The sequence below is a fragment of the Pseudomonas sp. B10 genome, from assembly GCF_900156235.1.
GTDB classification, from domain to species: domain Bacteria; phylum Pseudomonadota; class Gammaproteobacteria; order Pseudomonadales; family Pseudomonadaceae; genus Aquipseudomonas; species Aquipseudomonas siliginis.
Genome location: NZ_LT707063.1, coordinates 2,843,868 through 2,869,755 on the forward strand (window position 1 = coordinate 2,843,868; position 25,888 = coordinate 2,869,755).

The 25,888-nt window shown below is 56.2% G+C and carries 36 protein-coding genes; 2 read left to right on the forward strand and 34 right to left on the reverse strand.

The window, feature by feature from the left end; genetic code table 11:
- On the forward strand, window positions 1-1,158 hold the full coding sequence (locus BXA01_RS12855; RefSeq protein WP_076564320.1) for a glutathionylspermidine synthase family protein: 1,158 nt from the start codon (window positions 1-3) through the stop codon (window positions 1,156-1,158).
- Window positions 1,159-1,352: 194 nt separating this feature from the next.
- Here the strand turns inward: BXA01_RS12855 and BXA01_RS12860 are convergent, their stop codons facing one another.
- The gene (locus tag BXA01_RS12860; RefSeq protein ID WP_041477666.1) at window positions 1,353-1,874 is read right to left on the reverse strand and encodes a single-stranded DNA-binding protein; all 522 of its coding nucleotides are present in this window, start codon (window positions 1,872-1,874) and stop codon (window positions 1,353-1,355) included.
- A 9-nt stretch (window positions 1,875-1,883) separates the two neighbouring features.
- Entirely contained in the window at window positions 1,884-3,281 is a 1,398-nt protein-coding gene (locus BXA01_RS12865) for an MFS transporter (RefSeq protein ID WP_041477665.1), read from the reverse strand.
- A 191-nt stretch (window positions 3,282-3,472) separates the two neighbouring features.
- Between BXA01_RS12865 and uvrA the strand changes: the two genes are divergently transcribed.
- Window positions 3,473-6,307 (forward strand): excinuclease ABC subunit UvrA, encoded by a 2,835-nt coding sequence (uvrA, locus tag BXA01_RS12870; protein ID WP_041477664.1) that lies wholly within the window; start codon window positions 3,473-3,475, stop codon window positions 6,305-6,307.
- A 64-nt stretch (window positions 6,308-6,371) separates the two neighbouring features.
- Here the strand turns inward: uvrA and bfr are convergent, their stop codons facing one another.
- The 32 genes from bfr to fusA form a co-directional block, all read right to left on the reverse strand.
- Window positions 6,372-6,839, reverse strand: a complete 468-nt coding sequence (gene bfr / locus BXA01_RS12875) for a bacterioferritin (protein WP_016772947.1) — start codon at window positions 6,837-6,839, stop codon at window positions 6,372-6,374.
- 167 nt (window positions 6,840-7,006) lie between these two features.
- Window positions 7,007-8,443, reverse strand: a complete 1,437-nt coding sequence (locus BXA01_RS12880; protein WP_076564321.1) for a catalase — start codon at window positions 8,441-8,443, stop codon at window positions 7,007-7,009.
- Window positions 8,444-8,682: 239 nt separating this feature from the next.
- Window positions 8,683-9,069, reverse strand: a complete 387-nt coding sequence (rplQ, locus tag BXA01_RS12885; RefSeq protein WP_003176402.1) for a 50S ribosomal protein L17 — start codon at window positions 9,067-9,069, stop codon at window positions 8,683-8,685.
- A 42-nt stretch (window positions 9,070-9,111) separates the two neighbouring features.
- Complete coding sequence (locus tag BXA01_RS12890; RefSeq protein ID WP_016772946.1) at window positions 9,112-10,113, reverse strand: DNA-directed RNA polymerase subunit alpha; 1,002 nt, start codon at window positions 10,111-10,113, stop codon at window positions 9,112-9,114.
- Between the two features lie 22 nt (window positions 10,114-10,135).
- Window positions 10,136-10,756, reverse strand: coding sequence for a 30S ribosomal protein S4 (rpsD, locus tag BXA01_RS12895; protein ID WP_003176404.1), 621 nt, complete (start codon window positions 10,754-10,756; stop codon window positions 10,136-10,138).
- Window positions 10,757-10,774: 18 nt separating this feature from the next.
- On the reverse strand, window positions 10,775-11,164 hold the full coding sequence (gene rpsK / locus BXA01_RS12900) for a 30S ribosomal protein S11 (RefSeq protein ID WP_002555466.1): 390 nt from the start codon (window positions 11,162-11,164) through the stop codon (window positions 10,775-10,777).
- A gap of 30 nt (window positions 11,165-11,194) precedes the next feature.
- Window positions 11,195-11,551, reverse strand: coding sequence for a 30S ribosomal protein S13 (gene rpsM, locus BXA01_RS12905; RefSeq protein WP_003186020.1), 357 nt, complete (start codon window positions 11,549-11,551; stop codon window positions 11,195-11,197).
- Window positions 11,552-11,681: 130 nt separating this feature from the next.
- The gene (gene rpmJ / locus BXA01_RS12910; RefSeq protein ID WP_002555468.1) at window positions 11,682-11,798 is read right to left on the reverse strand and encodes a 50S ribosomal protein L36; all 117 of its coding nucleotides are present in this window, start codon (window positions 11,796-11,798) and stop codon (window positions 11,682-11,684) included.
- A gap of 27 nt (window positions 11,799-11,825) precedes the next feature.
- Window positions 11,826-13,154 (reverse strand): preprotein translocase subunit SecY, encoded by a 1,329-nt coding sequence (gene secY / locus BXA01_RS12915; RefSeq protein ID WP_016772945.1) that lies wholly within the window; start codon window positions 13,152-13,154, stop codon window positions 11,826-11,828.
- The gene (gene rplO, locus BXA01_RS12920) at window positions 13,155-13,592 is read right to left on the reverse strand and encodes a 50S ribosomal protein L15 (protein ID WP_003228720.1); all 438 of its coding nucleotides are present in this window, start codon (window positions 13,590-13,592) and stop codon (window positions 13,155-13,157) included. It lies immediately after the preceding gene.
- Between the two features lie 3 nt (window positions 13,593-13,595).
- Window positions 13,596-13,772: a 50S ribosomal protein L30 gene (gene rpmD / locus BXA01_RS12925; protein WP_003176408.1), complete on the reverse strand. Its 177-nt coding sequence runs from the start codon at window positions 13,770-13,772 to the stop codon at window positions 13,596-13,598.
- Window positions 13,773-13,774: 2 nt separating this feature from the next.
- The gene (gene rpsE, locus BXA01_RS12930) at window positions 13,775-14,275 is read right to left on the reverse strand and encodes a 30S ribosomal protein S5 (protein WP_007955637.1); all 501 of its coding nucleotides are present in this window, start codon (window positions 14,273-14,275) and stop codon (window positions 13,775-13,777) included.
- A gap of 3 nt (window positions 14,276-14,278) precedes the next feature.
- Window positions 14,279-14,629 carry a 50S ribosomal protein L18 gene (gene rplR / locus BXA01_RS12935; RefSeq protein ID WP_003186037.1) on the reverse strand — a complete coding sequence of 117 codons (351 nt, stop codon included), beginning with the start codon at window positions 14,627-14,629 and terminating at the stop codon, window positions 14,279-14,281.
- Between the two features lie 10 nt (window positions 14,630-14,639).
- Window positions 14,640-15,173: a 50S ribosomal protein L6 gene (gene rplF, locus BXA01_RS12940; RefSeq protein WP_003228722.1), complete on the reverse strand. Its 534-nt coding sequence runs from the start codon at window positions 15,171-15,173 to the stop codon at window positions 14,640-14,642.
- A 12-nt stretch (window positions 15,174-15,185) separates the two neighbouring features.
- Window positions 15,186-15,578, reverse strand: coding sequence for a 30S ribosomal protein S8 (gene rpsH / locus BXA01_RS12945; RefSeq protein WP_016772944.1), 393 nt, complete (start codon window positions 15,576-15,578; stop codon window positions 15,186-15,188).
- Window positions 15,579-15,786: 208 nt separating this feature from the next.
- Window positions 15,787-16,092 carry a 30S ribosomal protein S14 gene (rpsN, locus tag BXA01_RS12950; protein WP_003186042.1) on the reverse strand — a complete coding sequence of 102 codons (306 nt, stop codon included), beginning with the start codon at window positions 16,090-16,092 and terminating at the stop codon, window positions 15,787-15,789.
- A 13-nt stretch (window positions 16,093-16,105) separates the two neighbouring features.
- Entirely contained in the window at window positions 16,106-16,645 is a 540-nt protein-coding gene (gene rplE, locus BXA01_RS12955; protein WP_003210069.1) for a 50S ribosomal protein L5, read from the reverse strand.
- A 20-nt stretch (window positions 16,646-16,665) separates the two neighbouring features.
- Window positions 16,666-16,980: a 50S ribosomal protein L24 gene (rplX, locus tag BXA01_RS12960; protein WP_003186046.1), complete on the reverse strand. Its 315-nt coding sequence runs from the start codon at window positions 16,978-16,980 to the stop codon at window positions 16,666-16,668.
- Window positions 16,981-16,991: 11 nt separating this feature from the next.
- A complete protein-coding gene (gene rplN, locus BXA01_RS12965) occupies window positions 16,992-17,360 on the reverse strand; it encodes a 50S ribosomal protein L14 (protein ID WP_002555479.1) in 369 nt (122 codons plus the stop codon).
- A 23-nt stretch (window positions 17,361-17,383) separates the two neighbouring features.
- The gene (rpsQ, locus tag BXA01_RS12970) at window positions 17,384-17,650 is read right to left on the reverse strand and encodes a 30S ribosomal protein S17 (RefSeq protein WP_003194644.1); all 267 of its coding nucleotides are present in this window, start codon (window positions 17,648-17,650) and stop codon (window positions 17,384-17,386) included.
- A 2-nt stretch (window positions 17,651-17,652) separates the two neighbouring features.
- Entirely contained in the window at window positions 17,653-17,844 is a 192-nt protein-coding gene (gene rpmC, locus BXA01_RS12975) for a 50S ribosomal protein L29 (RefSeq protein ID WP_002555481.1), read from the reverse strand.
- Window positions 17,844-18,257: a 50S ribosomal protein L16 gene (gene rplP, locus BXA01_RS12980; RefSeq protein ID WP_003228729.1), complete on the reverse strand. Its 414-nt coding sequence runs from the start codon at window positions 18,255-18,257 to the stop codon at window positions 17,844-17,846. The genes rpmC and rplP overlap by 1 nt, the downstream gene beginning before the upstream one ends.
- Window positions 18,258-18,269: 12 nt before the next feature.
- Window positions 18,270-18,956 carry a 30S ribosomal protein S3 gene (rpsC, locus tag BXA01_RS12985; RefSeq protein ID WP_003176422.1) on the reverse strand — a complete coding sequence of 229 codons (687 nt, stop codon included), beginning with the start codon at window positions 18,954-18,956 and terminating at the stop codon, window positions 18,270-18,272.
- Between the two features lie 13 nt (window positions 18,957-18,969).
- On the reverse strand, window positions 18,970-19,302 hold the full coding sequence (rplV, locus tag BXA01_RS12990) for a 50S ribosomal protein L22 (protein WP_003103908.1): 333 nt from the start codon (window positions 19,300-19,302) through the stop codon (window positions 18,970-18,972).
- 11 nt (window positions 19,303-19,313) lie between these two features.
- A complete protein-coding gene (gene rpsS, locus BXA01_RS12995; RefSeq protein WP_011336172.1) occupies window positions 19,314-19,589 on the reverse strand; it encodes a 30S ribosomal protein S19 in 276 nt (91 codons plus the stop codon).
- 16 nt (window positions 19,590-19,605) lie between these two features.
- Window positions 19,606-20,430: a 50S ribosomal protein L2 gene (gene rplB / locus BXA01_RS13000; RefSeq protein WP_016772943.1), complete on the reverse strand. Its 825-nt coding sequence runs from the start codon at window positions 20,428-20,430 to the stop codon at window positions 19,606-19,608.
- A gap of 14 nt (window positions 20,431-20,444) precedes the next feature.
- Window positions 20,445-20,744, reverse strand: coding sequence for a 50S ribosomal protein L23 (rplW, locus tag BXA01_RS13005; RefSeq protein ID WP_002555488.1), 300 nt, complete (start codon window positions 20,742-20,744; stop codon window positions 20,445-20,447).
- Window positions 20,741-21,343 (reverse strand): 50S ribosomal protein L4, encoded by a 603-nt coding sequence (rplD, locus tag BXA01_RS13010; protein ID WP_003228735.1) that lies wholly within the window; start codon window positions 21,341-21,343, stop codon window positions 20,741-20,743. The genes rplW and rplD overlap by 4 nt, the downstream gene beginning before the upstream one ends.
- Window positions 21,344-21,355: 12 nt before the next feature.
- The gene (gene rplC / locus BXA01_RS13015) at window positions 21,356-21,991 is read right to left on the reverse strand and encodes a 50S ribosomal protein L3 (RefSeq protein ID WP_003228738.1); all 636 of its coding nucleotides are present in this window, start codon (window positions 21,989-21,991) and stop codon (window positions 21,356-21,358) included.
- An 80-nt stretch (window positions 21,992-22,071) separates the two neighbouring features.
- A complete protein-coding gene (gene rpsJ / locus BXA01_RS13020; RefSeq protein WP_003186070.1) occupies window positions 22,072-22,383 on the reverse strand; it encodes a 30S ribosomal protein S10 in 312 nt (103 codons plus the stop codon).
- Between the two features lie 154 nt (window positions 22,384-22,537).
- The gene (gene tuf, locus BXA01_RS13025) at window positions 22,538-23,731 is read right to left on the reverse strand and encodes an elongation factor Tu (RefSeq protein ID WP_076564322.1); all 1,194 of its coding nucleotides are present in this window, start codon (window positions 23,729-23,731) and stop codon (window positions 22,538-22,540) included.
- 31 nt (window positions 23,732-23,762) lie between these two features.
- Window positions 23,763-25,868 carry an elongation factor G gene (gene fusA, locus BXA01_RS13030; RefSeq protein WP_016772942.1) on the reverse strand — a complete coding sequence of 702 codons (2,106 nt, stop codon included), beginning with the start codon at window positions 25,866-25,868 and terminating at the stop codon, window positions 23,763-23,765.
- Window positions 25,869-25,888: the final 20 nt, after the last annotated feature.

Consider the following 25,888-nt stretch of genomic DNA (forward strand, 5'->3'; position numbering starts at 1 on the left):
ATGAAAAAGATCCACTGCGCCGAGCGCCCCGACTGGAAACACACCGCCGAAAGCCTCGGTTTCCTGTTCCACACCATCGACGACGAACCGTACTGGGACGAAAGCGCCTACTACCAGTTCAGCCTCGCGCAGATCGAAAACGATCTGGAAGACCCGACCACCGAACTGCACGAGATGTGCATGGATCTGGTGGATCGCGTCGTCAACAGCGAAGAGTTGCTCGATCGCCTGAGTATCCCGGCGGCGTACTACGACATGATCCGCACCTCCTGGCGCGAGGGTCATCCGCATCTGTACGGTCGCATGGACTTTTCCTACAGCGGCAACGGGCCGGCGAAACTGCTGGAGCTCAACTACGACACGCCGACCAGTCTCTATGAAGCGGCGGCCTTTCAGTGGGGCTGGCTGGAACAGTGCATCGAGCGTGGCACGCTGCCGCCGCATGCTGACCAGTTCAACAGCATCGACACCAAGCTGCATCAGGCCTTCGCCGAATTGCAGTTGAAGCGGCCGTTCTACTTTGCCTCGATGAAGGACTCGGTCGAGGACAAAGGCACCACCGACTACCTGCGGCTGATCGCGGAAAAGGTCGGCATCGAATCACGCCATATCGATATCGAAGACATCGGCCTGACGGCTGAGGGTCGTTTCGTCGATCTGCAGGATCGCTGGATCCCGCACCTGTTCAAGCTGCACGCCTGGGAATTCATCTTCCACGAACCGTTCGGCGCAGCGATCGCCGAATGCGATACGCAGTTTTTCGAACCGGCGTGGAAGGCGATTCTGTCGAACAAGGGTGCGCTGCCGCTGCTGTGGGAATTGCACAAGGGACATCCGAATCTGCTCGCTGCGCACCTTGATCCGAATCCGCAGAGTGCGGTGCCGAAGGGCTGGGTGCGCAAGCCGTACTTTTCCCGGGAAGGTGCCAACATCGAACTGCAAACGGCAGAAGGTCTGATCGTCAAAGAGGACGGGCCTTACACCGATGCGCCGTTCATCCTGCAGGAGTTCGCGCCGCTGCCGAAGTTTGGCGACAGCTACACGCTGATTGGCTCGTGGGTGATTGGTGATGAGGCGGCGGGGATTGGTGTGCGTGAGGACGATAGTCTGATCACCAAGGATTCAAGTCGATTTTTGCCGCACCTGATCTTGGATTAAGACGAAGTTACCTTGTGGGAGCGAGCCTGCTCGCGAAAGCGTCCTGTCAGTTACAGGTGCATCGACTGATCTGACGCATTCGCGAGCAGGCTCGCTCCCACAGGAGATTGTGAGTAGCCAGGAATTTCCTGAACAAAAAAGGCCCGTCGTTTAAGCGACGGGCCTTTTTCATTCAAAGCGGTTACAGCGGCAAATCAGAACGGAATATCGTCATCGAAGCTGTCAAAATCCGGAGCCGGTTGCGGTGCGGCCTGCTGCGGTGCTTGCGGAGCCGAACGCTGCTGTGGAGCCGACTGCTGCGGGCGTGGAGCCTGCTGACGTGGCGCCTGCTGCTGGTAGTTGTTGCCGCCGCCTTGCTGGTCGCCCTGTTGTGGACGGCCGCCGAGCAGTTGCATGGTGCCTTGCATGTCGACCACGATTTCAGTGGTGTAACGCTTGATGCCGTCCTTTTCCCACTCGCGGGTCTGCAGTTTGCCTTCGATGTAGACCTGCGAACCCTTGCGCAGGTATTCACCGGCGATCTCGGCAACCTTGCCGAACATCGACACACGGTGCCACTCGGTCTTCTCGACCTTCTGACCGGTCTGCTTGTCGGTCCATTGTTCGCTGGTGGCCAGACTCAGGTTGGTCACGGCATTACCGTTAGGCAGGTAGCGAACTTCGGGATCCTGGCCGCAAGTGCCGACCAATATGACTTTGTTAACCCCACGGGCCATAACGTTCTCCTAAGCGTCGCACGCAGCCCCGGCCGGGTTGTTGACCAGGCGTTCGAGGGTGGTGCGATCCACTAATTCTTTGTCCAGTTTGATGTAAACAGCCGCCTCTTCGGCGACTATCACTGCATCTGTTACCCCTACCAGGGCCTTGAGGCGCTCGACCAGACCCGCTTCGCGGATCGCTTCGGGCGACAACGGCAAGCGCAGGCTCGTCACGTAGGGAGGTTCGCGCATGGTAACAGCAAAGGCCAGCCAAAGTGCAGCCAGCGCGGCGCATCCGAGGAACACAACCGACAGACCGCCATGCTGGAACAACCAGCCGCCGAGTATCCCGCCGAGTGCCGAACCGAGGAACTGGCTGGTGGAGTACACGCCCATGGCCGTGCCCTTGCCGCCTGCCGGTGAAACCTTGCTGATCAGCGACGGCAACGATGCCTCGAGCAGATTGAACGCGGTGAAAAACACCACCGTGCCGATCACCAGAGCACGCAGGCTGTCGCCGAACTGCCAGAAGAATAGTTCAGTCAGCATCAATGTCATGACGGCGCCGAGCAAAACTCGTTTCATTTTGCGTTTCTTCTCGCCGTAGATAATGAACGGGATCATGGCGAAGAACGAAATCAGCAACGCGGTGAGGTAGACCCACCAGTGCTGTTCCTTGGGCAAACCGGCTTTTTCCACCAGTGCCAGCGGCAAGGCGACGAAGCTCGACATCAACATGGCATGTAACACAAAGATGCCCAGATCCAGGCGCAGCAGGTCCGGGTGTTTGAGCGTCGGCATCAGTGCCTGTCGGGCCACGCCGGACTCACGGTGCTGCAACGGCCCGGTGGATTGCGGCACCATGAACATGATGATCAGGATGCCGACCAGCGCCATGGCGCCAGTGGCGAGGAACAGCCCGGACAGCCCGAACGCACTGGTCAGTAACGGCCCGACCACCATGGCCACGGCGAACGACAGGCCGATGGTCATGCCGATCATCGCCATGGCTTTGGTCCGATGCTGCTCGCGAGTCAGATCGGAAAGCAGCGCCATCACCGCTGCGGAAATCGCCCCGGCGCCTTGCAGGATCCGCCCGGCGATCACGCCCCAGATCGAATCGGCCTGCGAAGCCAGAACACTGCCGAGAGCGAACACGATCAGGCCGAGGTAGATCACCGGCCGGCGACCGATGCGGTCGGAAATGATCCCGAACGGAATCTGGAAAATTGCCTGGGTCAGACCGTAAGCGCCAATCGCCAGCCCGATCAGGGCCGGGGTCGCTCCCGCCAGATCCATGCCATAGGTCGCCAGCACCGGCAACACCATGAACATGCCAAGCATACGAAAGGCGAACACCAGGGCCAGACCGCTCGCCGCGCGGGTCTCGCTGCCACTCATGCGTTCGCTGTGGGGATCGTGCATGGAAAAACCTCGTGTGAACCGGCGGCGATTCTACCAGTCCCATCGGAAGACGGGGTATATCGCGACGCTATGACGCGTATAGATGAAACTCTCTTCATGAACGGCAAAACGCCCTTCGTTTGATAGTGTGCATCCATCCAGTATTTGCCCGTATACTCCTACGTTTTCGACGCCCGCCAAGCGAGGCCACTTTGGACAAGATCCTGATACGTGGGGCCCGTACCCACAACCTGAAGAACATCGACCTGACCCTGCCACGGGACAAACTGATCGTCATCACCGGCCTGTCCGGATCCGGCAAGTCGTCCCTGGCGTTCGACACGCTGTATGCCGAAGGTCAGCGCCGCTATGTCGAATCGCTGTCGGCCTACGCCCGGCAGTTCCTGTCGATGATGGAAAAACCCGACGTCGACACCATCGAAGGCCTGTCGCCGGCGATCTCCATCGAACAGAAGTCGACCTCGCACAACCCGCGTTCGACGGTCGGCACCATCACCGAAATCTACGACTACTTGCGCTTGCTCTATGCCCGCGTGGGTACGCCGCGTTGCCCGGATCACGACATTCCACTGGAGGCGCAGACCGTCAGCCAGATGGTCGATCTGGTGCTGGCGCAGCCGGAAGGCAGCAAACTGATGTTGCTGGCACCGGTGATCCGCGAACGCAAAGGCGAACACCTGTCGGTCTTCGAAGAATTGCGTGCGCAGGGTTTCGTCCGCGCCCGGGTCAACGGACGCATTTGCGAGCTCGACGAGCTGCCGAAGCTGGATAAACAGAAGAAGCATTCGATCGATGTGATCGTTGACCGCTTCAAGGTCCGCGCCGATCTGCAGCAACGTCTGGCCGAGTCTTTCGAGACCGCGCTGAAACTCGCCGACGGCATTGCCCTGGTGGCGCCGATGGACGACGAGCCGGGCGAAGAAATGATCTTCTCCGCACGCTTCGCCTGCCCGATCTGCGGCCACGCAATCAGCGAACTGGAGCCCAAGCTGTTTTCCTTCAACAACCCGGCCGGCGCCTGCCCGACCTGTGATGGCCTAGGTGTGAAGCAGTTCTTCGACATCAAGCGTCTGGTCAATGGCGAGCTGACCCTGGCCGAGGGCGCGATCCGTGGCTGGGACCGGCGCAACGTCTATTACTTCCAGATGCTTGGCTCACTCGCCTCGCACTACAAGTTCAGCCTGGACAAGCCCTTCAACGAGCTGAGTGCCGAGCAGCAGAAGTTCATCCTGCATGGCAGCGGCTCGCAGAACGTCGACTTCAAATACCTGAACGACCGTGGCGACATCGTCAAACGCTCGCACCCGTTCGAAGGCATCGTGCCGAATCTTGAGCGTCGCTATCGCGAAACCGAATCGGCGAGCGTGCGCGAAGAGCTGGCCAAATTCCTCAGCCATCAGGCCTGCCCGGATTGCCGTGGCACGCGTCTGCGCCGTGAAGCGCGGCACGTCTGGGTCGGCGAGAAAACCTTGCCGGCAGTGACCAATTTGCCGATCGGCGATGCCTGCGAATATTTCGGCGCGCTGAAGATGACCGGTCGCCGCGGCGAGATCGCCGACAAGATCCTCAAGGAAATCCGCGAGCGCCTGCAATTCCTGGTCAACGTCGGCCTCGACTATCTGTCGCTGGATCGCAGTGCCGACACATTGTCCGGTGGCGAGGCGCAACGGATTCGTCTGGCCAGCCAGATTGGCGCGGGCCTGGTCGGCGTGCTGTATATCCTCGATGAACCATCCATTGGCCTGCATCAGCGCGACAACGATCGGCTGCTCGGTACGCTCAAGCATTTGCGCGATATTGGCAATACGGTGATCGTGGTCGAGCATGATGAAGACGCGATTCGTCTGGCTGACTATGTCGTCGATATCGGCCCGGGCGCCGGTGTGCACGGCGGGCAGATCGTTGCCGAGGGCACGCCGGACGAAGTCATGGCACACCCGGATTCGCTGACCGGCAAATACCTGTCCGGCCGGGTGAAGATCGAAGTGCCGGCCAAACGCACGCCGCGCAACAAGAAGCTCAACCTGTCGCTCAAAGGTGCGCGTGGCAACAACCTGCGCAACGTCGATCTGGACATCCCGATCGGCCTGCTGACTTGCGTGACAGGCGTATCCGGTTCGGGCAAATCGACACTGATCAACAACACGCTGTTCCCGCTCAGCGCCACGGCACTGAATGGCGCGACCACGCTTGAAGCGGCTGCGCATGACAGCATCAAAGGTCTGGAACATCTCGACAAAGTCGTCGACATCGACCAGAGCCCGATCGGCCGTACGCCGCGCTCCAACCCGGCGACCTACACCGGGCTGTTCACGCCGATCCGCGAACTGTTTGCCGGCGTGCCCGAGTCGCGCTCCCGGGGTTACGGCCCAGGGCGCTTCTCGTTCAACGTCAAGGGCGGTCGCTGCGAAGCGTGCCAGGGCGATGGCCTGATCAAGGTGGAAATGCACTTCCTGCCGGACATCTACGTGCCCTGCGATGTGTGCAAGAGCAAGCGCTACAACCGCGAAACCCTTGAAATCAAGTACAAGGGCAAGAGCATCCACGAAACCCTCGAAATGACCATCGAGGAAGCACGGGAATTCTTCGATGCGGTGCCGGCACTGGCGCGCAAGCTGCAAACGCTGATGGATGTCGGCCTGTCCTACATCAAGCTCGGGCAGTCGGCGACGACCCTGTCCGGCGGTGAAGCACAGCGGGTCAAGTTGTCGCGCGAGCTGTCCAAACGCGATACCGGCAAGACCCTGTACATCCTCGACGAGCCAACCACCGGTCTGCACTTCGCCGATATCCAGCAATTGCTTGATGTTCTGCATCGTCTGCGCGACCACGGCAACACCGTGGTGGTCATCGAGCACAACCTCGATGTGATCAAGACCGCTGACTGGCTGGTGGACCTCGGTCCTGAAGGCGGTTCCAAGGGCGGGCAGATCATTGCCACCGGTACGCCGGAGGAAGTCGCCGAGATGAAGCAATCTCACACCGGCCATTACCTCAAGCCACTGCTGATCCGCGATCGGGCTTAACTGCCAGGCATGAAAAAGCCCCTGTCACCGTTGAAGTGACAGGGGCTTTTTTGTAGCCGTGCAATCAGGACGCGTGGGATTGCAGGTAGTTCTCGAGACCGATCAGCTTGATCAGGCCCAGCTGCTTTTCCAGCCAGTAGGTGTGATCTTCTTCGGTGTCGTTGAGCTGAACCCGCAGAATTTCGCGGCTGACATAGTCCTTGTGTTGCTCGCAAAGTTCGATGCCTTTGCACAGCGCAGCGCGGACTTTGTATTCGAGGCGCAGATCCGCTTCGAGCATCGTAGGCACCGTGGTGCCGACATCCAGATCGTCCGGACGCATGCGCGGCGTGCCTTCGAGCATCAGAATCCGCCGCATCAACGCATCGGCGTGGCCGGCTTCTTCTTCCATCTCGTGGTTGATGCGCTCGTAGAGCTTGGTGAACCCCCAGTCCTCATACATCCGCGAATGAACGAAATATTGGTCACGCGCGGCCAGTTCGCCGGTCAGCAACGTATTGAGGTAATCGATTACATCTGGGTGGCCTTGCATCGCCCTACATCTCCCTTCCTGAAAGTCTGTAGTTTGAACCAACCTGACCGGAAGGTCACTCGCTTCGCGCAATAAAAGCGAAGATATTCTGAGAAAAGCAGGCCAAATAACGCAAAAACCGCCCAAATGAGGGCGGTTCTGCTTCTCGTTTAGACTACGTTAAGCTGTCAGTTGAGCAGCTTTGCGATTGCTTCTCCATACGCCGGATCGGCTTTGTAGAAATGCTGCAACTGACGATCGACGACGTCGCTGGAAACACCCGCCATCGCACCGGCGATGTTGCTGACCAGCAGCGCTTTTTGCTCGTCGCTCATCAAGCGGAACAAGGCACCGGCATGGCTGTAGTAGTCGGTGTCTTCGCGGTGATCATAGCGATCAGCGGCACCGCTCAAGGCCAGCGCTGGCTCCGCGTAATGCGGCGCTTGCTTCGGCGACTCAACGTAGCTGTTCGGTTCATAGTTAGGCGTCGCGCCGCCGTTGCTGCCGAACGCCATGGAGCCGTCACGTTGATAAGTATTCACCGGGCTGCGCGGGGCGTTCACCGGCAATTGCTGGTGATTGGTACCTACGCGATAGCGGTGTGCGTCAGCGTAGGCGAATACGCGACCTTGCAGCATGCGGTCTGGCGACAGACCGACGCCTGGCACCATGTTGCTCGGGCCAAATGCAGCCTGTTCGACTTCAGCGAAGTAGTTAAGCGGGTTGCGGTTCAATTCCAGCTCACCAACTTCGATCAACGGAAACTCCTTCTGCGACCAGGTTTTGGTCACGTCGAACGGATTCTCGTAATGAGCCGCCGCTTGCGCTTCGGTCATGATCTGAATGCACACGCGCCATTTCGGGAATTCGCCGCGCTCGATAGCCTCGAACAGGTCACGCTGCGCATAGTCCGGGTCGGTACCGGCCAAACGGGCGGCCTCGGCCGGCGCCAGGTTCTTGATGCCCTGCCGGGTCTTGTAGTGCCACTTCACCCAGTGACGCTCGCCTTTGGCGTTGATCAGGCTGTAGGTGTGGCTGCCGAAGCCGTGCATGTGGCGATAGCCGTCAGGGATGCCACGATCAGAAAACAGGATGGTGACTTGGTGCAACGCTTCAGGCGAATGCGACCAGAAATCCCACATCATCTGCGCGCTTTTCAGGTTGCTTTGCGGCAGACGTTTTTGCGTATGGATAAAGTCAGGAAACTTCAACGGATCACGGATGAAGAACACTGGCGTGTTGTTGCCAACGATGTCCCAGTTGCCTTCCTCGGTGTAGAACTTCAAGGCGAAGCCGCGCGGATCGCGCTCGGTGTCGGCCGAACCACGCTCGCCACCTACGGTGGAAAAGCGCAGAAAGGTTGGCGTTTGTTTGCCTACCGTCTCGAACAACTTCGCACTGGTGTATTCAGTGATGTCACGGGTAACGGTGAACGTGCCGTAGGCGCCCGAGCCTTTAGCGTGGACACGGCGCTCAGGAATGTTTTCACGGTTGAAGTGCGCGAGTTTTTCGATGAGATGGAAATCGTCGAGAAGCAGCGGACCGCGTGGGCCGGCGGAACGGGAATTCTGGTTATCAGCGACTGGCGCGCCACTGGCGGTTGTAAGCGTCTTGGTCTGGCTCATGCGGTCTTCTTCCTCTGTCAGTCTTGAACTGCCGGCTAGTGGGCTTGGCGGGAAGTATTGATCATCGACGTTACAGCTACAAATTCATTAACCTGCAAGCATCGATAGATAATTACTAATTATGTTTTCCCGGCACATAGTGGCAGTTCAGCCATGTCAGAAACTTGTATGGACGGCGCATTTCTTACAGACACAAAAAACCGGGCACTAGGCCCGGTTCTTTGTTTCAGACTGACGTCTTACTCGGCGGATACAGCTTCGCCAGCAGTAGCACGATCAACCAACTCGACGTACGCCATAGGCGCGTTGTCGCCAGCGCGGAAACCGCACTTGAGGATGCGCAGGTAGCCACCCTCACGGGTAGCGTAACGCTTGCCCAGGTCGTTGAAGAGCTTACCAACGATAGCTTTCGAACGAGTACGGTCGAAAGCCAGACGGCGGTTAGCCAGGCTGTCTGTCTTGGCCAGAGTGATCAGCGGCTCGGCAACGCGGCGCAGTTCTTTGGCTTTTGGCAGAGTAGTTTTGATCAGCTCGTGCTCGAACAGCGACACCGCCATGTTTTGGAACATGGCCTTGCGGTGCGAGCTGGTGCGGCTCAGGTGACGACCACTTTTACGATGACGCATGGTTCATTCCTTACCAAACACTACGTTCGGTGATTACGACGATCAGGCAGTCGCCTTGTCGTCCTTCTTAAGACTTGCAGGCGGCCAGTTGTCGAGGCGCATGCCGAGGGACAGACCGCGGGAGGCCAGAACGTCCTTGATTTCAGTCAAGGATTTCTTGCCCAGGTTCGGAGTCTTCAACAGCTCTACTTCGGTACGCTGAATCAGGTCGCCGATGTAGTAGATGTTTTCCGCCTTAAGGCAGTTAGCCGAACGTACAGTCAGTTCCAGATCGTCAACCGGGCGAAGCAGGATCGGATCGATCTCGTCTTCCTGCTCGACAACCAGCGGCTCACTTTCACCTTTGAGGTCGACGAACGCAGCCAGCTGCTGTTGCAGGATGGTTGCAGCGCGACGGATAGCCTCTTCAGGATCCAGGGTACCGTTGGTTTCCAGATCAATAACCAGCTTGTCGAGGTTGGTACGCTGTTCGACACGGGCGTTTTCCACCACGTAAGCGATACGGCGAACCGGGCTGAACGAAGAGTCGAGCTGCAAGCGACCGATGCTGCGGCTTTCGTCTTCATCGCTCTGACGCGAGTCGGCTGGTTCATAACCACGACCACGAGCTACGGTGAGCTTCATGTTCAGGGCGCCGTTAGACGCCAGGTTAGCGATTACGTGATCGGGATTAACGATCTCGACATCATGATCCAGCTGAATATCGGCAGCGGTAACCACCCCCGAACCCTTCTTCGACAAGGTCAGCGTAACTTCGTCACGACCGTGCAGCTTGATGGCCAGACCTTTAAGGTTCAACAGGATTTCAATTACGTCTTCCTGTACACCTTCGATGGCGCTGTACTCGTGGAGCACACCGTCAATCTCGGCCTCGACTACTGCGCAGCCGGGCATTGAGGACAACAGGATGCGGCGCAGCGCGTTGCCCAGGGTGTGGCCAAAACCACGCTCGAGAGGCTCGAGAGTGATCTTGGCGCGGGTTGGACTGACAACCTGCACATCAATGTGGCGGGGTGTCAGGAACTCATTTACCGAAATCTGCATGGATGCACCTATTTTCTAGCCCTTACTTGGAGTAGAGCTCGACAATCAGGCTTTCGTTGATGTCGGCGGACAGATCACTGCGAGCAGGAACGTTCTTGAAAACGCCCGACTTCTTCTCAGTGTCTACTTCTACCCATTCTACGCGGCCACGTTGGGCACACAGATCGAGAGCTTGGACAATGCGAAGCTGGTTTTTTGCTTTCTCGCGAACTGCAACCACGTCACCAGCACGAACCTGATACGACGGAACGTTTACGGTCTGACCGTTAACGCTGATCGACTTGTGCGATACCAGTTGACGGGATTCGGCACGAGTCGAACCAAAGCCCATACGGTATACAACGTTGTCCAGACGGCATTCGAGCAGTTGCAGCAGGTTTTCACCGGTTGCACCTTTCTTGCCAGCAGCTTCTTTGTAGTAGCCGCTGAACTGACGCTCGAGAACGCCGTAGATACGACGGACCTTCTGCTTTTCACGCAGTTGGGTGCCGTAGTCGGACTGGCGACCGCGGCGCTGGCCGTGGATACCAGGTGCTGCTTCAATGTTGCACTTCGATTCGATCGCGCGCACGCCGCTCTTCAGGAAGAGATCGGTGCCTTCGCGACGAGCGAGTTTGCATTTTGGACCAATGTAACGAGCCATTCTTTACAATCTCCTGGATTACACGCGGCGCTTCTTCGGCGGACGGCACCCGTTGTGCGGGATTGGCGTCACGTCGGTGATGCTGGCGATCTTGTAGCCACAGCCGTTCAAAGCGCGGACTGCGGATTCACGACCTGGACCTGGACCCTTGACGTTGACGTCGAGGTTTTTCAGGCCGTATTCCAGCGCAGCTTGACCAGCACGTTCAGCAGCTACTTGAGCAGCGAACGGGGTGGACTTGCGGGAACCGCGGAAACCCGAACCACCGGAGGTAGCCCAGGAAAGAGCGTTACCTTGACGGTCGGTAATGGTCACGATGGTGTTGTTAAAAGATGCATGGATGTGGGCGATGCCATCAACCACTGTCTTTTTAACTTTTTTACGAGGACGAGCAGCAGGTTTTGCCATGATTAAATTCCTGTCGATTCGCTGGGGCGATTACTTGCGGATCGGCTTACGCGGACCTTTACGGGTACGCGCGTTGGTCTTGGTACGCTGACCGCGTACTGGCAGACCACGACGATGACGCAGACCGCGATAGCAACCGAGGTCCATCAAGCGCTTGATTTTCATGTTGATTTCGCGACGCAGGTCACCTTCAGTGGTGAACTTCGCCACTTCGCCACGCAGCTGTTCAATTTGCTCGTCGCTCAGATCTTTGATCTTTGCTGCTGGGTTTACCCCAGTCACTGCACAGATCTTCTGCGCAGTAGTGCGACCAACACCATAGATGTAGGTCAGCGAGATAACAGTATGCTTGTTATCTGGAATGTTAACGCCTGCAATACGGGCCATTCAGTGGGACTCCAATTGACAGCTACCTACGCCCCGGAAGCCAAGAAATAGGGCGCGAGATAATATCGCTGTAATAACAAATAATCAACCCGGTAGCGCACTAGCTACCGGGCTTGAAGCACAATCACACTCAGCCTTGGCGCTGTTTGTGACGCGGTTCCGCGCTGCAAATTACTCGAACAACACCTTCGCGGCGAATAATCTTGCAGTTACGGCACAGCTTTTTCACCGATGCACGAACTTTCATCACCAACTCCTCGAACCTTATGGGTACTCAGCGCAACATGCCGCTGCCGTAACCCTTCAGGTTGGCTTTCTTCATCAGGGATTCATACTGGTGCGAAACGAGGTGCGATTGTACTTGGGACATGAAGTCCATCACAACCACGACCACGATCAGCAACGAGGTCCCGCCAAGGTAGAACGGAACGTTTGCTGCAACCACCAGGAATTGGGGCAACAGGCACACGGCCGTCATGTAAAGAGCACCGAACAGGGTCAAGCGGGTCAGAACGCCATCAATATAGCGCGCAGACTGCTCACCTGGACGAATGCCCGGAATAAAGGCACCGGACTTCTTCAGGTTTTCCGCTACGTCTTTCGGATTGAACATCAACGCCGTATAGAAGAAGCAGAAGAAAATAATCCCTGCACTAAACAGCAGAATATTCAACGGCTGACCAGGAGCGATCGACTGCGAGATGTCCTGCAACCAGCCCATACCTTCAGACTGACCGAACCAGGCACCCAACGAAGCCGGGAACAGCAAAATGCTGCTCGCGAAAATAGCCGGAATAACACCGGCCATGTTCACCTTCAGCGGCAAGTGGCTTGTCTGCGCAGCAAAAACCTTGCGGCCCTGCTGACGCTTGGCGTAGTGAACAGCGATACGACGCTGACCACGCTCAATGAACACCACGAAACCGATAATCGCTACTGCCAGCAAACCGATGGCAACCAGGGCGAAGATGTTGATATCGCCCTGACGCGCAGACTCGAAAGACTGCCCGATTGCTCTCGGAAGACCGGCGACGATACCCGAAAAAATCAACATCGAGATACCGTTGCCAACACCACGCTCAGTAATCTGCTCACCCAGCCACATCATGAACATCGCACCAGCCACAAATGTGGTTACCGCGACGAAATGGAAGCCAAAGTCACCAGTGAACGCGACGCCCTGCCCCGCCAGACCAATGGACATGCCAATAGCCTGGACCAGAGCGAGAGCGACGGTGAGGTAGCGGGTGTACTGGCTAATCTTGCGACGGCCAGCTTCACCTTCCTTCTTCAACTGCTCCAGCTGCGGGCTGACGGCGGTCATCAGTTGCATGATGATCGATGCCGAAATGTACGGCATGATCCCCAGTGCAAAAATGCTCATCCGTTCCAGCGCGCCGCCGGAGAACATGTTGAACAAGCTAAGAATGGTCCCCTCATTCTGTCGAAACAGGTCTGCGAGTCGGTCCGGGTTGATACCTGGAACCGGGATGTGTGCGCCTATTCGGTAGACGATAATCGCCAGGAACAGAAAACGCAGACGAGCCCAGAGTTCAGACATACCGCCTTTGCCGAGCGCAGAGAGAGCACCTTGCTTAGCCATTTATTCCTCGAACTTGCCGCCAGCTGCTTCGATAGCCGCACGCGCACCTTTGGTGGCGCCGATTCCCTTGCCGATAGTGACAGCGCGAGTCACTTCACCGGACAGCATGATTTTCACACGCTGTACGTTGACGTTGATCACGTTGGCATCTTTCAGGGACTGCACAGTAACGATGTCGCCTTCCACTTTGGCCAGCTCGGACAAACGCACTTCTGCGCGATCCATGGCTTTCAGGGAAACGAAACCGAACTTAGGCAGACGACGATGCAGCGGCTGTTGACCGCCTTCAAAGCCTGGAGCGATGGTGCCACCGGAGCGGGAGGTCTGACCTTTGTGACCACGGCCACCAGTCTTGCCCAAACCACTACCGATACCACGGCCCGGACGATGCTTTTCGCGACGGGAACCCGGCGCTGGACTCAGATCATTGAGTTTCATCGATTAACCCTCGACACGCAGCATGTAGTAAGCCTTGTTGATCATCCCGCGATTCTCGGGAGTATCCTGGACTTCTACAGTGTGACCGATGCGACGCAGACCCAGACCCTTAACGCACAGTTTGTGGTTAGGGATGCGGCCGGTCATGCTTTTGATCAGCGTAACTTTAACGGTAGCCATGATTACTTGATCTCCTCAACACGCAGGCCACGCTTGGCAGCGATGGACTCAGGAGACTGCATAGCCTTCAGACCCTTGAAAGTGGCGTGAACCACGTTTACCGGGTTAGTCGAGCCGTAGCACTTGGCCAGAACGTTCTGAACGCCAGCAACTTCGAGGACAGCACGCATAGCGCCGCCAGCGATGATACCGGTACCTTCAGAAGCAGGCTGCATGTACACCTTCGAAGCGCCGTGAGCGGACTTCATTGCGTACTGCAGAGTGGTGCCGTTCAGGTCAACTTGAATCATGTTGCGGCGAGCAGCTTCCATTGCCTTCTGGATCGCAGCAGGCACTTCACGCGACTTGCCACGGCCGAAGCCAACACGCCCTTTACCATCACCAACCACGGTCAACGCGGTGAAAGTGAAGATACGGCCGCCTTTAACGGTTTTGGCTACGCGGTTAACTTGAACCAGCTTCTCGATGTAGCCTTCGTCGCGCTTTTGGTCGTTATTTGACATAACTTAGAACTCCAGCCCAGCTTCACGAGCAGCATCAGCCAGCGCTTTAACGCGGCCATGGTACTTGAAGCCAGAGCGGTCGAAAGCCACTTGCGATACGCCAGCGGCCTTAGCACGCGTAGCGACCAGCTGGCCAACCTTTGTGGCCGCGTCGATGTTGCCAGTGGCACCATCACGCAGTTCTTTATCCAAAGTCGAGGCACTTGCCAGGACTTTGTTGCCGTCGGCCGAGATGACCTGGGCGTAGATGTGCTGCGACGAGCGGAACACGCAGAGACGCACGACTTCGAGTTCGTGCATTTTCAGGCGTGCTTTGCGAGCGCGACGCAGTCGAGTAACTTTTTTGTCGGTCATTTGCTATGCCCTACTTCTTCTTGGCTTCTTTACGACGGACGACTTCGTCCGCGTAGCGCACACCTTTGCCTTTGTACGGCTCTGGTGGACGGAAGTCGCGGATCTCGGCGGCCACTTGACCTACCAGCTGCTTGTCGATGCCCTTGATCAGGATATCGGTCTGGCTAGGAGTCTCAGCGGTGATGCCTTCCGGCAGTTCGTAATCCACTGGGTGCGAGAAGCCAAGAGCCAGGTTCAGAACCTGACCTTTTGCTTGCGCTTTGTAACCAACACCGACCAGCTGGAGCTTACGCTCGAAGCCTTGGCTTACGCCTTGGACCATGTTGTTTACCAACGCACGCGTGGTACCGGCCATTGCGCGAGTTTGTTGATCGCCATTGCGAGCAGCGAAACGCAGCTCACCAGCTTCTTCAACGATCTCAACGGACGAATGGATGTTCAGTTCAAGAGTGCCCTTGGCACCCTTCACCGAAAGCTGTTGGCCTGCGAATTTGACTTCGACACCGGCTGGCAGCTTAACGGGGTTCTTAGCGACGCGAGACATGCTTATCCCCCCTTAGAACACAGTGCAAAGAACTTCGCCGCCGACACCGGCAGCGCGCGCAGCACGATCAGTCATCACACCTTTGTTGGTGGAGACGATAGACACGCCAAGACCGCCACGAACTTTCGGCAGATCTTCAACGGACTTGTACTGACGCAGGCCTGGACGACTAACGCGCTTCACTTCTTCGATAACCGGACGGCCTTCGAAGTACTTCAGCGAGATGGACAGCGACGGCTTGGCGTCGGTGGTGATCTGAAAATCCGCGATGTAACCTTCGTCCTTCAGGACTTTTGCTACAGCAGCCTTCAACGTGGAAGACGGCATGCTTACGACAGACTTTTCAGCCATCTGGGCATTACGGATTCGAGTTAGCATGTCCGCTAACGGGTCCTGCATACTCATGGGCTAGACGCTCCTAATACAAAAAAATTAGCCTTGCGGCTACTACTTGTCGCCGAGAACTTCCGGGCAGAAAAACACGGGCTCAGGCGAGCCGGTCATTCTAGACACACCCCAGAAATGAATCAAGCCCCAAAAGGGGCTTGATTCAGATTCAAGGCCACCGATGGTCAGGTTCTTGCGAACCCGAACATCGAGACTTTGACAACAATTACCAGCTGGCTTTAACCAGACCTGGCACGTCACCACGCATTGCAGCTTGACGCAGCATGTTACGGCCGAGGCCGAACTTGCGGTACACGCCGTGCGGACGACCAGTCAGGCGGCAACGGTTACGCATGCGCGAAGCGCTAGCGTCACGTGGTTGCTTCTGCAGAGCTACGGTAGCTTCCCAACGCGCTTCTGGACTTGCGTTCAGATCGACGATGATAGCTTTCAGCGCTGCACGCTTGGTGGCGTACTTGGCAACGGTGAGCTGACGCTTCAGCTCACGGTTCTTCATGCTCTTCTTGGCCATTTTCCTACTCCAATCAGTTGCGGAACGGGAATTTGAAAGCACGCAGCAGAGCGCGGCCTTCATCATCGTTCTTGGCAGTGGTGGTCAGGGTAATGTCCAGACCGCGGAGAGCATCGATCTTGTCGTAGTCGATTTCCGGGAAAATGATCTGCTCTTTCACGCCCATGCTGTAGTTGCCACGACCATCGAAGGACTTGGCATTCAGGCCGCGGAAGTCGCGAACCCGAGGCAGGGAGATCGACAGCAGACGATCCAGGAACTCGTACATACGCTCACGGCGCAGGGTCACTTTGACGCCGATCGGCCATCCTTCGCGGACTTTGAAGCCAGCGATGGATTTACGAGCGTAGGTCACAACGACTTTCTGGCCGGTGATCTTTTCCAGGTCAGCAACAGCGTGCTCGATGACTTTTTTGTCGCCGATCGCTTCGCCCAGACCCATGTTCAGGGTGATTTTGGTAACGCGCGGAACTTCCATCACGTTCGAAAGCTTAAGTTCTTCCTTAAGTTTCGGAGCGATTTCCTTCCGGTAAATCTCTTTTAGTCGTGCCATGGTCTTCTACCTAGCAGTGTTCAAGCATCAACCGCTTTTTGGGTCGACTTGAAGACACGAATTTTCTTACCGTCTTCTACTTTGAAACCAACGCGGTCAGCCTTGTTGGTTTCGCCGTTGAAGATGGCGACGTTGGAAGCGTGCAGTGGCGCTTCTTTCTCGACGATACCGCCCTGTACGCCCGACATCGGGTTAGGCTTGGTATGACGCTTGACCAGGTTCAGACCACCAACAACCAGACGGTTGTCAGCAAGAACCTTCAGCACCTTACCGCGCTTACCTTTGTCTTTGCCGGCGATCACGATGATCTCGTCGTCACGACGAATCTTTTGCATGTCGGATCTCCTTACAGCACTTCTGGGGCGAGCGAGACGATCTTCATGAACTTCTCAGTACGAAGCTCACGGGTCACTGGCCCAAAGATACGGGTGCCGATCGGCTCTTGCTTGTTGTTCAGAAGAACAGCAGCGTTGCCATCAAAGCGGATAATGGAGCCATCAGCACGACGTACGCCGTGACGAGTGCGGACTACAACAGCAGTCATCACTTGGCCTTTTTTCACTTTACCGCGAGGAATTGCTTCCTTCACGGTAACTTTGATGATGTCACCGATACCAGCGTAACGACGATGGGAGCCACCCAGCACCTTGATGCACATAACACGGCGAGCGCCGCTGTTATCGGCCACATCGAGCATGGATTGAGTCTGAATCATATAATTTCTCCGACCCCTAGCCCTTAGACTTCCACAGCGCGTTCGAGAACATCAACCAGCGCCCAAGACTTGGTCTTGGCCATCGGACGAGTTTCACGAATAGTGACTTTGTCGCCGATGTGGCACTGATTGGTTTCGTCGTGCGCGTGCAGCTTAGTCGAACGCTTAACGTATTTACCGTAGATCGGGTGCTTTACGCGACGCTCGATCAGAACGGTGATGGTTTTGTCCATCTTGTCGCTGACAACACGGCCAGTCAGCGTACGGACAGTTTTTTCGGCTTCAGCCATGATCACTTACCTGCCTGCTGGTTGAGCACAGTCTTCACGCGAGCGATGTCACGCTTAACTTGCGAGAGCAGATGAGACTGCCCCAACTGGCCAGTTGCTTTCTGCATACGCAGATTGAACTGGTCGCGCAGCAAGCCGAGCAGTTGCTCGTTCAGCTGCTGTGCGGATTTTTCACGAAGTTCATTCGCTTTCATCACATCACCGTCCGTTTAACAAAGGAGGTGGCGAGCGGCAGCTTTGCAGCAGCCAGGGCGAAAGCCTCACGCGCCAGCTCTTCAGAAACACCCTCGATTTCATACAGGACTTTGCCTGGCTGAATCTGGGCAACCCAGTACTCCACGTTACCCTTACCTTTACCCATACGAACCTCGAGAGGTTTCTTGGAGATCGGCTTGTCCGGGAATACACGGATCCAGATCTTGCCGCCACGTTTTACGTGACGGGTCAGAGCACGACGCGCTGACTCGATCTGACGAGCGGTGAGACGACCACGAGCAACAGACTTCAGCGCGAACTCGCCGAAGCTGACTTTGCTACCGCGCAGTGCCAGACCACGGTTGTGGCCGGTCATCTGCTTGCGGAACTTCGTACGCTTTGGTTGCAACATTTGGCGCACCCCTTACTTAGCAGCTTTTTTACGAGGCGCTGGTGCTTGTGGTTTCAGTTCTTCTTGGCGACCACCAATAACTTCGCCTTTGAAGATCCAAACCTTTACACCGATCACACCGTAAGTGGTGTGAGCTTCGTAGTTGGCATAGTCGATGTCGGCACGCAGGGTGTGCAGTGGCACACGACCTTCGCGATACCATTCAGTACGTGCGATTTCAGCACCGCCGAGACGACCGCTCACTTGGATTTTGATGCCTTTGGCACCAATGCGCATGGCGTTCTGTACAGCGCGCTTCATAGCGCGACGGAACATTACACGACGCTCCAGCTGCTGAGCTACGCTCTGCGCAACCAGCATACCGTCGAGCTCCGGCTTGCGGATCTCTTCGATATTGATGTGCACAGGCACACCCATTTGCTTGGTCAGGTCCTGACGCAGTTTCTCAACATCTTCACCTTTCTTCCCGATAACGATACCTGGACGAGCGGTGTGGATGGTGATGCGTGCAGTTTGGGCCGGACGATGGATATCGATACGGCTTACGGACGCGCTTTTTAGTTTGTCTTGGAGATACTCACGCACTTTCAGATCTGCGAACAAGTAGTCCGCATAAGTCCGACCGTCTGCGTACCAGACGGAGGTGTGCTCCTTGACGATTCCCAGGCGAATGCCAATGGGATGTACTTTCTGACCCATCTCTTCGACTCCGTTACTTGTCAGCAACCTTGACAGTGATATGGCAAGACCGCTTGACGATGCGATCAGCACGGCCTTTGGCACGTGGCATGATGCGCTTCAGCGAACGCCCTTCGTTGACGAAAACGGTGCTGACCTTGAGGTCATCAACGTCCGCGCCTTCGTTATGCTCGGCGTTGGCTACGGCCGACTCCAGCACTTTCTTCATGATCTCGGCGGCTTTCTTACTGCTGAAAGCCAACAGGTTGAGCGCTTCGCCCACCTTCTTCCCGCGGATCTGGTCGGCGACCAAGCGGGCTTTCTGGGCGGAGATTCGAGCGCCCGACAACTTAGCGGCTACTTCCATTTCCTTACCCCTTAACGCTTGGCTTTCTTGTCAGCCACGTGCCCGCGATAGTTGCGGGTACCGGCGAACTCGCCCAGTTTGTGGCCGACCATGTCTTCGTTAACGAGAACTGGGACGTGCTGACGACCGTTGTGTACTGCGATGGTCAGACCGACCATTTGTGGCAGGATCATCGAACGACGCGACCAGGTTTTAATTGGTTTGCGATCGTTCTTTTCCGCCGCCACTTCGATCTTCTTCAGTAGGTGAAGATCAATAAAAGGACCTTTTTTCAGAGAACGTGGCACTGTCGTATCCCTCTATTTACTTGCGACGACGGACGATCATTTTGTCGGTACGCTTATTACCACGAGTCTTCGCGCCCTTAGTCGGGAAGCCCCATGGCGATACCGGATGACGACCACCAGAGGTACGACCTTCACCACCACCATGTGGGTGGTCAACCGGGTTCATGGCAACACCACGAACGGTTGGGCGAACGCCACGCCAGCGTTTGGCACCAGCTTTACCCAGCGAACGCAGGCTGTGCTCGGAGTTCGAGACTTCACCCAGGGTCGCACGGCATTCAGCCAGGACTTTACGCATTTCACCGGAACGCAGACGCAGGGTCACGTAGACACCTTCACGAGCGATCAGCTGAGCCGAAGCACCAGCGGAACGAGCGATCTGTGCACCTTTACCTGGCTTCAATTCGATGCCGTGTACGGTAGAACCGACTGGAATGTTGCGCAGTTGCAGAGCGTTGCCTGGCTTGATTGGAGCCAGAGCGCCTGCAATCAGCTGGTCGCCAGCACTCACGCCTTTAGGCGCGATGATGTAGCGGCGCTCGCCGTCTGCGTAGCACAGCAGTGCGATGTGAGCAGTACGGTTTGGATCGTATTCGATACGCTCGACAGTGGCGACGATGCCATCTTTGTCGTTGCGACGGAAATCGACCATACGGTAATGCTGCTTATGACCACCACCGATGTGACGAGTGGTAATACGGCCATTGTTGTTACGACCACCAGACTTCGATTTTTTCTCGAGCAGCGGTGCGTGAGGAGCGCCTTTATGCAGCTCCTGGTTGACCACCTTGACCACAAAACGGCGGCCAGGGGAAGTCGGTTTGCATTTAACGATTGCCATGATGCACCCCTTCCTTACTCAGCACTGCTGCTGAAATCGAGATCTTGGCCTGGCTGAAGGGAGATAACTGCCTTCTTCCAGTCATTACGCTTGCCCAGACCGCGAGCAGTGCGCTTGCTCTTACCCAGAACGTTCAGGGTAGTGACGCGCTCTACTTTCACGCTGAACAGGCTTTCGACGGCCTTCTTGATTTCCAGCTTGGTTGCATCGGTAGCAACCTTGAAAACGAACTGGCCTTTCTTGTCTGCCAGAACCGTAGCCTTCTCGGAAACGTGCGGGCCAAGCAGAACTTTAAATACGCGTTCCTGGTTCATCCCAGCAGCTCCTCGAATTTCTTCACGGCCGACACGGTGATCAACACCTTGTCGTATGCGATCAGACTAACTGGATCGGAACCTTGCACGTCACGTACATCTACGTGCGGCAGGTTGCGAGCAGCCAGGTACAGGTTCTGATCAACAGCGTCCGACACGATCAGAACGTCGGTCAGGCTCATGTTGTTCAGTTTGCCCAGCAGATCTTTGGTTTTCGGAGTTTCAACAGCGAAATCCTGAACCACGACCAGACGATCAGTACGCACCAGCTCAGCAAGGATGGAACGCATTGCTGCGCGATACATCTTCTTGTTCAGCTTCTGGGAGTGATCCTGTGGACGAGCTGCGAAAGTGGTACCGCCGCCACGCCAGATTGGGCTACGGATAGTACCGGCACGAGCACGGCCAGTACCTTTCTGACGCCATGGGCGCTTGCCGCCACCACGAACGTCGGAACGGGTCTTCTGCTGCTTGCTACCTTGACGGCCGCCGGCCATGTAGGCCACGACTGCTTGGTGAACCAGCGTCTCGTTGAATTCGCCGCCAAATGTCAGTTCGGAAACTTCGATCGCTTGAGCGTCATTTACATTTAATTGCATGTCAGCTTCCCCTTAACCGCGAGCCTTGGCTGCTGGACGTACAACCAGGTTGCCGCCAGTAGCGCCAGGAACAGCACCCTTGACCAACAACAGATTGCGTTCAGCGTCCACGCGCACTACTTCCAGGGACTGCACGGTCACGCGCTCAGCGCCCATATGACCGGACATTTTTTTGCCCTTGAATACACGACCAGGAGTCTGGCACTGGCCGATAGAGCCTGGGACGCGGTGGGATACGGAGTTACCGTGGGTGTTATCTTGCCCGCGGAAATTCCAACGCTTGATCGTACCCTGGAAGCCTTTACCCTTGGACTGACCGGTTACATCAACCAGTTGACCAGCGGCGAAGATTTCAGCGTTGATCAGATCGCCAGCCTGGTACTCGCCTTCTTCAAGGCGGAATTCCATGGTGGTGCGACCAGCGGCAACGTTCGCTTTAGCGAAGTGGCCAGCCTGAGCTGCTGTTACACGCGAAGCGCGACGCTCGCCGACAGTGACTTGCACTGCACGATAGCCATCGGTCTCTTCAGTTTTGAACTGGGTGACGCGATTCGGCTCGATCTCAATGACCGTGACCGGAATGGAGACACCTTCTTCGGTGAAAATACGGGTCATACCGCATTTACGACCGACTACACCAATAGTCATGTTGTAAACCTCATGAGTGTACGGGGCTTTCACCCGCTATGGCCGCCCATTTCAGAGCGTTACACGACCAAGACCGAGTCTTAGCCGAGGCTGATCTGCACTTCCACACCGGCCGCAAGATCAAGCTTCATCAGCGCGTCAACGGTTTTATCCGTTGGCTGGACGATGTCCAGAACACGCTTATGAGTGCGGATCTCGTACTGGTCACGCGCGTCTTTGTTGACGTGCGGGGAAACCAGAACGGTGAACCGCTCTTTACGGGTAGGCAGTGGAATTGGACCACGCACTTGAGCACCAGTACGTTTCGCGGTTTCCACGATTTCCTGGGTTGATTGGTCGATCAGGCGATGGTCAAAAGCCTTCAACCTGATACGGATTTGCTGATTTTGCATTGGATTTCAGACTCCGGCTGCTATTCCCACCGGGCGCAATACGCCCGTTAAAAGGAGGCGCAATTCTATAGACGCCCCCGATAGGTGTCAACCCAATAAAAAAGCCCCCGCTGAGCGGGGGCTTTTTCAATCCATCAAGCTGACTTTAAAAGTCTTACTCGATGATTTTGGCTACGACGCCAGCGCCGACGGTACGACCGCCTTCACGGATAGCGAAACGCAGACCGTCTTCCATCGCGATGGTTTTGATCAGGGTAACAGTCATCTGAATGTTGTCACCTGGCATTACCATTTCAACGCCTTCTGGCAGCTCGCAGTTACCAGTCACGTCAGTAGTACGGAAGTAGAACTGTGGACGGTAGCCTTTGAAGAACGGAGTGTGACGACCGCCTTCTTCCTTGCTCAGAACGTAAACTTCTGCGGTGAACTTGGTGTGCGGCTTGACCGAACCTGGCTTGACCAGAACCTGGCCACGCTCAACGTCGTCACGCTTGGTACCACGCAGCAGAACGCCGCAGTTCTCGCCAGCACGACCTTCGTCGAGCAGCTTGCGGAACATTTCAACACCGGTGCAAGTAGTAACGGTGGTGTCACGCAGACCAACGATTTCCAGCGGATCCTGAACGCGAACGATACCGCGCTCGATACGACCAGTCACAACAGTACCGCGACCCGAGATCGAGAATACGTCTTCGATTGGCATCAGGAATGGCTTGTCGATCATACGAACTGGTTCTGGGATGTAGGCATCCAGAGTTTCAACCAGTTTCTTGACGGCAGTGGTGCCCATCTCGTTGTCGTCTTTGCCTTCCAGCGCCATACGAGCCGAACCGATGATGATCGGAGTGTCGTCGCCCGGGAAGTCGTAAGTCGACAGCAGGTCACGAACTTCCATCTCAACCAGTTCCAGCAGCTCAGCGTCGTCTACCAGGTCAGCCTTGTTCAGGAAGACCACGATGTACGGAACGCCAACCTGACGGGACAGCAGGATGTGCTCACGGGTTTGCGGCATCGGACCATCAGCGGCCGAGCAAACCAGGATAGCGCCGTCCATCTGAGCAGCACCGGTGATCATGTTCTTCACGTAGTCAGCGTGACCTGGGCAGTCAACGTGAGCGTAGTGACGGATCTTCGAGTTGTACTCAACGTGCGCGGTGTTGATGGTGATACCGCGAGCTTTTTCTTCTGGTGCGCTGTCGATCTTGTCGAAGTCAACGACTGCAGAACCGAAAACTTCGGAGCAAACGCGAGTCAGAGCAGCAGTCAGAGTGGTTTTACCGTGGTCAACGTGACCGATGGTGCCAACGTTGACGTGCGGTAGGGAACGATCAAATTTTTCTTTAGCCACGACAATTAACTCCTAGCCTAAAGGGGCTGAATCAGCCTTGTTTTTTGGTTACGGATTCGACGATGTGCGACGGAGCCGTATCATATTTTTTGAATTCCATAGAGTAGCTTGCGCGACCCTGGGACATGGAACGAACGTCGGTCGCATAACCGAACATCTCACCCAGTGGAACCTCGGCACGGATAACCTTGCCGGACACTGTGTCTTCCATACCCTGGATCATGCCGCGACGACGGTTAAGGTCGCCCATCACATCACCCATATAGTCTTCAGGCGTAACAACCTCTACCGCCATGATCGGCTCGAGCAACTCACCACCACCCTTCTGGGCCAGTTGCTTGGTCGCCATGGAAGCAGCCACTTTAAACGCCATCTCGTTGGAGTCGACGTCGTGGTAAGAACCATCGAACACGGTAGCCTTCAGGCCGATCAGCGGATAGCCGGCAACAACGCCGTTCTTCATCTGCTCTTCGATACCCTTCTGGATAGCCGGGATGTATTCCTTAGGAACCACACCACCTACAACTTCGTTCACGAATTGCAGACCTTCCTGACCTTCGTCAGCAGGAGCAAAACGGATCCAGCAGTGACCGAACTGGCCGCGACCACCGGACTGACGAACGAACTTGCCTTCGATTTCACAGTTCTTCGTGATGCGCTCACGATACGAAACCTGAGGCTTGCCGATGTTGGCTTCGACGTTGAACTCACGGCGCATCCGGTCAACCAGGATGTCCAGGTGCAGCTCGCCCATGCCGGAGATGATCGTCTGACCAGTCTCTTCATCAGTTTTAACGCGGAAAGACGGGTCTTCCTGAGCAAGTTTGCCCAGAGCGATACCCATTTTTTCCTGGTCATCCTTGGTCTTAGGCTCTACGGCAACCGAAATAACCGGCTCCGGGAAGTCCATGCGAACCAGGATGATTGGCTTGTCAGCGTTGCAGAGGGTTTCACCAGTGGTGACGTCCTTCATGCCGATCAGGGCCGCGATGTCACCAGCGCGTACTTCCTTGATCTCTTCACGGGCGTTTGCGTGCATTTGCACCATACGACCCACGCGCTCTTTCTTGCCTTTGACCGAGTTGATCACGCCGTCGCCGGAGTTCAACACGCCCGAGTAAACGCGGACGAAGGTCAGAGTACCCACGAATGGGTCGGTAGCGATCTTGAACGCCAGAGCCGCGAAAGGCTCGTTGTCGTCTGCATGACGCTCCATCTCTTCTTCCTCGTTATCAGGGTTGGAACCCTTGATAGCAGGAATGTCGGTCGGAGCAGGCAGGTAGTCGATAACGGCGTCGAGAACCAGGGGAACGCCCTTGTTCTTGAACGAAGAACCGCATACGGCCAGAACGATTTCGCCGGCGATAGTACGCTGACGCAAAGCAGCCTTGATCTCTTCGATCGACAGCTCTTCGCCTTCCAGGTACTTGTTCATCAGCTCTTCGTTGGCTTCGGCGGCAGCTTCAACCATGTTGTTGCGCCACTCTTCCGCCAGCTCTTGCAGCTCGGCAGGAATATCCTTGCGAACAGGGACCATACCTTTGTCAGAGTCGTTCCAGTAGACAGCTTGCATGTTGATCAGATCGATCTGACCCTGGAAGTTGTCTTCGGAACCGATGGCCAACTGGATCGGCACCGGAGTGTGACCCAGACGCTGCTTGATCTGACCGATCACGCGCAGGAAGTTGGCGCCGGCACGGTCCATCTTGTTTACGTAAACAAGACGTGGAACGCCGTATTTGTTGGCTTGACGCCATACGGTTTCCGACTGCGGCTCAACACCCGAAGTACCGCAGAACACAACGACAGCGCCGTCGAGTACGCGCAGGGAACGCTCAACTTCAATGGTGAAGTCAACGTGGCCCGGGGTATCGATTACGTTGAAACGGTGCTCGTGAGAGTACTGCTTCTCGGAACCTTTCCAGAAGGCGGTAATGGCAGCAGAAGTAATGGTAATACCACGCTCCTGCTCCTGAACCATCCAGTCTGTGGTCGCGGCGCCATCATGCACCTCGCCCATTTTGTGACTTTTGCCGGTGTAAAACAGCACGCGCTCGGTGGTTGTGGTTTTACCAGCATCCACGTGAGCGACGATACCGATGTTACGGTAGCGGCTAATCGGAGTAGTACGAGCCATAAAGCCCTCGCAAAATTAGT